The sequence below is a fragment of the Streptomyces tyrfis genome, assembly GCF_037034285.1.
Taxonomy (GTDB): domain Bacteria; phylum Actinomycetota; class Actinomycetes; order Streptomycetales; family Streptomycetaceae; genus Streptomyces.
In genome coordinates this window covers 76,370-83,074 of sequence record NZ_JBAGJZ010000039.1, presented here as the reverse complement: position 1 = coordinate 83,074, position 6,705 = coordinate 76,370, and the positions used below count along the sequence as shown (strand labels likewise).

General features: G+C 72.7%; 6 protein-coding genes. 1 reads left to right on the top strand and 5 read right to left on the bottom strand.

Annotated features, from left to right (window positions below):
• The 3 genes from WA762_RS26160 to WA762_RS35760 form a co-directional block, all read right to left on the bottom strand.
• Nucleotides 1–1,183 (bottom strand): S8 family peptidase (locus tag WA762_RS26160; protein WP_335938852.1); only part of this gene is annotated, 1,183 nt, incomplete at its 3' end.
• A 382-nt stretch (nucleotides 1,184–1,565) separates the two neighbouring features.
• Nucleotides 1,566–2,612 (bottom strand): cytochrome P450, encoded by a 1,047-nt coding sequence (locus WA762_RS26155; RefSeq protein WP_335938851.1) that lies wholly within the window; start codon nucleotides 2,610–2,612, stop codon nucleotides 1,566–1,568.
• A gap of 122 nt (nucleotides 2,613–2,734) precedes the next feature.
• Complete coding sequence (locus tag WA762_RS35760) at nucleotides 2,735–2,815, bottom strand: tryptorubin family RiPP precursor (RefSeq protein ID WP_443080677.1); 81 nt, start codon at nucleotides 2,813–2,815, stop codon at nucleotides 2,735–2,737.
• Between the two features lie 743 nt (nucleotides 2,816–3,558).
• Between WA762_RS35760 and WA762_RS26150 the strand changes: the two genes are divergently transcribed.
• Nucleotides 3,559–4,425, top strand: a complete 867-nt coding sequence (locus tag WA762_RS26150; protein WP_335938849.1) for a phosphotransferase enzyme family protein — start codon at nucleotides 3,559–3,561, stop codon at nucleotides 4,423–4,425.
• A 174-nt stretch (nucleotides 4,426–4,599) separates the two neighbouring features.
• Here the strand turns inward: WA762_RS26150 and WA762_RS26145 are convergent, their stop codons facing one another.
• Both WA762_RS26145 and WA762_RS26140 read right to left on the bottom strand, forming a co-directional pair.
• Nucleotides 4,600–5,328, bottom strand: a complete 729-nt coding sequence (locus tag WA762_RS26145) for a 3'-5' exonuclease (protein WP_335938847.1) — start codon at nucleotides 5,326–5,328, stop codon at nucleotides 4,600–4,602.
• Between the two features lie 76 nt (nucleotides 5,329–5,404).
• Entirely contained in the window at nucleotides 5,405–6,637 is a 1,233-nt protein-coding gene (locus tag WA762_RS26140) for an SAV2148 family HEPN domain-containing protein (RefSeq protein WP_335938845.1), read from the bottom strand.
• Nucleotides 6,638–6,705 lie beyond the last annotated feature (68 nt).

Sequence of the window (6,705 nt, the reverse complement as noted above, 5' to 3'; positions counted from 1 at the left end):
GCCGGTTGGGCGTGCCCTGGGTCGCGTTGGAGATCGCGTCGGGGGTGGCGCCCTCGGTCAGGGCCGTGGCGACCTCGTCCGGGGTGGCGTCCGGGTGTCCGGAGAGGTAGACGGCGGCGGCGCCGACGACGTGCGGGGTCGCCATGGAGGTGCCGGAGATGGTGTTGGAGCCGTCGTCGCTGTCGTTCCAGGCCGAGGTGATGTCCGAGCCGGGCGCGTAGATGTCCACGATGGAGCCGTAGTTGGAGAAGTACGACTGCTCGTCGTCGACCGTGGACGAGGCGACGGTGATCGCCTCCGGGACGCGCGCCGGCGATGTCCGGCTCGCGTCGGAGGAGTCATTGCCCGCGGCCACCGCGAAGGTGACCCCGGAGGCGATGGCCTTCTGGACCGCGGCGTCGAGGGCCTCGTCCGCGCCGCCGCCGAGGCTCATGTTGGCGACCGAGGGGCCCTCGTGGTGTTCGGTGACCCAGTCGATGCCCGCGACGACCTGCTCGGTGGTGCCCGAGCCGGAGTCGTCGAGGACCCGGACGGCCACGATCTTCGCCTTCTTGGCGACGCCGTAGGTGGCACCGGCGATGGTGCCGGCCACGTGCGTGCCGTGGCCGTTGCCGTCGTCCGCGCTGTCGTCGTCGTCCACCGCGTCGTAGCCGGAGCTGGCGCGGCCCTCGAACTCCTCGTGCGTGGTGCGGACACCGGTGTCGATGACGTACGCGGTGACGCCCTCGCCCGCGCTGTCCGGGTAGGTGTAGGCGTTGTCGCCTTCCGTCTCGGTCTGGTCGATCCGGTCGAGCCCCCAGGAAGGCGGGTTCTGCTGGGTGGCGTCGATGTGGAACTTCTTGTTCTGGACCACCTTGGAGACGGCCGGGTCGGCCGCCAGGCGCTTGGCCTCGGTGAGCGAAAGACCGCTGGCGGAGAAGCCGTTGACGGCGGAGCGGTAGTTGCGCTCCAGCTTGCCGCCGTACTTCTTGGCGAGCTTCGACTTGTCGGCCTTGTGGTCCAGCATCACGATGTAGCTGCCCTGGACGGCGGTCGCCGCGTCGGCGCCGTAGACGACGCCCGTCGCGGGAGCGGAGGCCGCTCCGGCGACGGGCGTGTTCAGCAGGGTGATTCCGGCGGCCGCGGCCACCGCGGTTATCGCGGCGGTGAGCTTGATCCGGCGTGCGCGCTTGTGAACGGTCATGAAGAGGGGTCTCCTCGTCATTCTTTGTGGGGGGAATGGCCCTCGGCCGGAAGATCTCCGGGGGCTGGCTCGAAACCCTCGCCGATTGACGCGCTCAGATCAAGACCTGCTTGCGGTTGTGACTTACTCAACAAACTTCTGTAATAAGAATTCGGCCAGGCATGTTCAAGTCGGGCTCATTCGCCGCAAGATGGGCCCGTCGGCACGGGTCCGCCCACCTCCTCGCCCCGGTGGCGGGAACGCCTCGCGGGCCGGGAAGGCGCGCTGGGGGCCGGGTGCGCGGGCGAGGACTCGGCTTGATTGCGCCCCCGCCCGCGGAACCCTCGCCGCCGTCCCGCCCCGGCCGCCCCCGAGGGTGCGGACGCCCTCCCGGGCCGCGCGCTCAGCCCCGGACGACCCGGACGCCGGAGACGCCCATCAGCCCGGTGAGGGCCACCTCCGCCGAGGTCTGCTCCGGACTCACCGTCAGTCCGTCGCGGCGCAGCAGGCCGAGGAGCAGTTCGGCGAGCGGCATCACCATGTGCCGCCCCCAGCAGCGCTCCGACACATGGCCGAACGGCAGGTACCCGGGGTGGTCCTCGGGGTCGAGTTCGTCCCAGCGTTCGGGGCGGAACTCGTCGGGGGCGTCCCAGAGCGCGGGGTCGCGATGGCTCAGCAGCGGCAGGATCAGGAGGTCGTCGGCCGCGCCGATCCGGGAGTCGAGGGCGGGGTACTCCGGCGAGGCCCTCCGCAGGATGTTCCAGGAGGGCGGCAGCAGCCGCATGGCCTCGTAGAGGATGTTCCGGTTCGGCGTGCCGTCGGCGAAGGGGGCGCCGAGCCAGAGCGCGTTGGCGACGAGCGTCGAGACGGTGAAGCAGACCGGGGCCGCGGCCCGCCGGTACAGGCCCATCGCGTGGCGGCGTTCGCCGTAGCCCCGGGCCTCGGCGGTCAGACCCGCGAGGGCGGTGCCCGGCGCCCCGGGGCGCGGCCGGCCCGGCAGCGCGGCGCCTGCGGCGATGACCGTCCAGGTCAGCTTGGGCGTCAGCTCCAGCGCGCGGTCCATGAGGACGCGCAGCCGGTACGGGTCGGCGCCGAGCACGAGGTCGCGCAGGAAGACGTGGCCGGTGTGCGGCCATTCGCCGGAGAGGTCGACCTTCTGGGGAAGGGGCTTCTTCAGGGCCGTGCGCACGTCCCGGCCGATGGCGCGCATGACCGTCGACGCCTCGGTGCGGGCGATCGACCGCCCCTGGAGCGGTTTGAACGTGGGGCGTTCGTCCTCGGTGGCCGGGCGGGCGGCGAGGACGCGGTCGACCAGATCGGCCCCCGCGACGCCGACGGTGCCGGGATCCAGCCGGAAGACCTCGTGCCCCCGGTGGTCTCGTAACAGCGCCCGCAGTCTCGGCGCGAAGACGACGTCCCGGGCACGACTGCCGGTACCGGACCTGTGCATCGGTGGCCTCCAAGAAGCGGGAGACGGCCCGCGTCCGGCGCGCCATGGGGGCCTCGCCGGACACGGACCGCCTCGGGCCCGGCGAACCGTGCCCTTCGAGCGGATGGACTGAACGCGCCGGCTCAGTACCAGATGTACCAGGCGTACGCCTTCAGGCTCTTCTCGGGCGTCAGCTTGTTCTTCAGAGAGAAAAGGAACTTCATGACAACACCTCCACCTTTGCTTCGCGTTTGCATTTCCGGGGGCGTTACTCGGACGGCTCACGACGACAATCCCCGCCGTGCACCGGGAATTCATGCGCCGCTCACCGCCGAAAAGAGTGAAGCCCAGCGTGAAAGGCGTTGTCAATGACGCCTTTCATGGCATCGGATCGCAATAAAAGGACGGAATACGCCTCGAATGCACCCGTGTCGCAACCCGCCCGGGGAAAGCGGCGGCGCGTCCGGTTTACGGCGGCCCCGCACCCGTCGGACGCCGCCGACCTGGCCGGCTGCGGAAAGGCCGGAGGAAGGAGGAGGGAAGGCCACGGAGGGCCGAATGCGTCGCCGCTACCGCACCCGCCCCCGCGAACACAAGGAACTGAAGAGACGGATTCAGCCCCATGAATGGCTGAATCGGCGGCACCCGGCGATGGAACATGCCGCATGCGGAGGTATGCGAACGGCCGCCGAAGCGCCCTTCGCCCTCGCTCGAAAAAATACGTACCGCCCGGTAAGGGAATGCGGGCCGGACGGATGTTTCATGGCGCGTGACGGCGGCGCGAGGGCGGCGAGCGTGCGGTGTGCGTCACGGGATGACGGCCCGTCGGCCGACGCGACGCGTGCCACGGGGTGACGGCCGACCGTCCGGGGGAGGCGGCGTCTGCCGTGCGGGAGAGGGCGTCTGCCGTGCGGGGCACCGGGGACGCCGCGGCCGGCCCGGACGGTACGGGTGAGAAAATCGGCCCATGGACGAAATGCGTGCGCGTGAGGTGCTGGACGCCGCCGGTGTGGCCGGTGGCGCGGAACTGCTCGCGCTGGGCGAGAACGCGGTGTTCGCCGTGGACGATCTGGTGGTCAAGGTCGGACGGGATGCCGTGCGCAGCCCGGAGCTGTGGGACCGGGCCCGGCGCGAGGTGGCGGTGGCCCGCTGGCTGGCCGCGTCCGGGGTCCCCGCCGTACGGGCCGCGGAGCCCGGGGCGCGGCTGGTGGAGGGGCACCCGGTGACGCTGTGGCACCGGCTGCCGGAAGCCGTGCGCCCGGCCGAGCCGCGGGATCTGGCACGGCTGCTCGTCCAGGTCCACGCGCTGCCCGCCCCCGACGGGTTCACGCTTCCGCGCCGGGAGCTGCTGGGCGGCGTCGAACGCTGGCTGCGGATCGCGGGCGACGCGATCGACCCGGCCGACGCCGACTATCTGCGCGAGCGCCGTGACGGATTCGCCGCGGCCGCGGCGGAACTGGCGCCCCATCTGCCGCCCGGCCCGATCCACGGCGACGCCCTCCCCCGCAATGTGCAGGTCGGCCCCGACGGGCCGGTGCTGATCGACCTGGAGACCTTCTCGGCCGATCTGCGGGAGCACGACCTGGTGGTGCTCGCGCTGTCCCGGGACCGGTACGGGCTGGCGGCCGAGGCGTACGACGCCTTCACCGACGCGTACGGCTGGGACGTCCGCGACTGGGACGGCTGCGCCGTGCTGCGCGGGGCCCGCGAGACGGCGAGCTGCGCGTGGGTGTCCCAGCACGCCCCGACCAACCCGAAGGCGCTGGTGGAGTTCCGCCGCAGGGTGGCCTCCTTGCGCGAGGGCGACACGGCCGTGCGGTGGTATCCCTTCTGAGGGGCCGCCGGCCGGGGCCGGTGGCTCGCCGCAGGCCCGGGGACCAGGGCCGGCCAGCGGGCCCGGGGTCCGTTTCCGACGGCGGGGCCGGGGCCCGCGCCTGACGGCCGGCCGGGGTCGTCCGCGCGACGCCCGACGGGGGCGGGGCGGCCCGGAGGCGCGCGGTCCGCTCCCTCAGCCGGCCATCCGGGCCGGCTCCCGCAGCGGCCAGTGGCCGTCGACCACCGCGTCCGCGGTGCCCTTGCGGCGCAGGAAGCTCTGGAAGTCGGCCGCCCACAGCGCGTACCACTCCACCTGGCGTTCGTGCAGTTCGGCGGGGGTCAGCCCGGCCACCGAGGCGTGTCGCCCGGCTATCGCGCGCGCCACCCGGACGGCGGCCAGGGCGTCCGCCGCCGCGTCGTGGGCGCCGCCGTGCACCACCCCGTACTCGACGCAGACGGCTTCGAGGGTGCGCTTGCCCCTGCGGTACCGGTCGACGGCCCGGTCGATGGTGTACGGGTCGACGACCGGACCGATCGCGGCCCCGTCGAGCCGGTCGCTCAGCGACGGCAGCCCGTGCCGGTGGAGTTCGGCCGTGAGCAGGGTCAGGTCGAAGGCGGCGTTGTACGCGACGACGGGCACGCCCTGGCGCCAGTACCCGGTGAGCGTGTCGGCGATCTCGTCGGCCACCTCGCGGACCGGCCGGCCCTCGGCCGCCGCCCGTTCGCTGCTGATGCCGTGGATCGCCGACGCCTGCGCCGGGATCCGGATGCCCGGATCCGCCAGCCAGGTGCGCTGCCGCACCGGCTCCCCATCCCCGCCTTCGACGCCCACGACCGCGGCCGTCACGATCCGGGCCTCCAGCGGCTCCGTGCCCGTCGTCTCCAGGTCGAAGCCGACCAGCGCCTGCCGGTGCCAGCTCATCGGGTACCTCCTTCGTGATGCTCCCCCATGTGGTGACCACCCTCGCACGCGCCACTGACAACCGGCGGCCGGCCCCTCAGGAGACGGGCCGGGAGTCCCCCCACACCGACTCGAACTCCTCGCGGTAGGTCTCGAACAGCCCGTGCTCGCTGTCCTGTCCGGACCGGACCACCGCGCGCCCGCCGCCCCGCAGCACCAGCACGGGCGACTCCATGCCGCGTGCGCGCCGCAGGTACGGCTGCACGACCCCGACCGCGTCCGCCCCGTCGCCGTCCACCAGATAGGCCGTGAAGCGCGGCGTCTCGTCGAAGACATGGATCTCGAACGCGCCCGGGTCGCGGAGTTTGGCGCGGACCCGGCGCATGTGAAGGATGTTCATCTCCACCGAACGGCTCAGCTCGCCCTTCTTGAGGCCGAGCTCCCGCTCCCGCCGCTTGACCGCGCTGCTCGCCGGGTTGATGAAGAGCAGCCGGACCCGGCAGCCGGACTCGGCCAGCCGGACCAGCCGGCGGCCGGAGAAGTTCTGCACCAGCAGATTGAGCCCGATGCCGATCGCGTCGAGCCGCCGGGAGCCGCCGAAGAGGTCCTCGGCGGGCATCTGGCGCTGGAGCCGCACCCGGTCGGGGTGGATGGAGACCACGTCCGCGTACCGGTCGCCGACCAGTTCCTCGACGGCGTCGACCGGGAGCCGGTCGGCCGACGGCACCGAGGCGCCGCCGCCCAGGATCTCCAGCAGCCGGGCGGAGGCGCGTTCCGCCTGGGCCAGGACCGCCTCGTTGAGCGCACGGTTGCGGGAGACCACGTTCCGGGCGACCTCCAGCTCGTCGAGCGCCAGCTCGACCTCGCGGCGGTCGTCGAAGTAGGGCTCGAAGCACGGCCAGTGCTGGACCATCAGCTCGCGCAGCTGGGGCAGCGTCAGAAAGCTGAGCACGTTGTCGTCGGCCGGGTCGAGCAGATAGCCCTTGCGCCGGGAGACCTCGCGCACCGCCACGGCGCGCTGCACCCACTCCTGCCCGGCGGGCCCGGCGGCGGCCACCACCCACTCCTCGCCGTGCACCGGCTCGTAGATGGGGCGGAGCACCGCGGCGACCACGGCCCGCAGCCGCTGCTCCACGAGGTTCAGCCAGATGTAGGCGCGCCCGGCGCGCTGGGCGCGGGTGCGCACCTCGCTCCAGGCGTCCGCTCCCCAGTCCAGCTCCGCGCCGATCTCCACGGGCCTGGCAAGCGAGACCGCCCCTGGTGGGGCATCGGTGGATTCCCCCTCGTGACCTGTGTCACCCGGGGGCAGCTCGAACCCTTCCGAGCTCACCCGCGCACCGCCTTCCACTCCCCCACCAACGATCAAGGAAGACTACTCCGCGAGCGGGATCCGGTGCA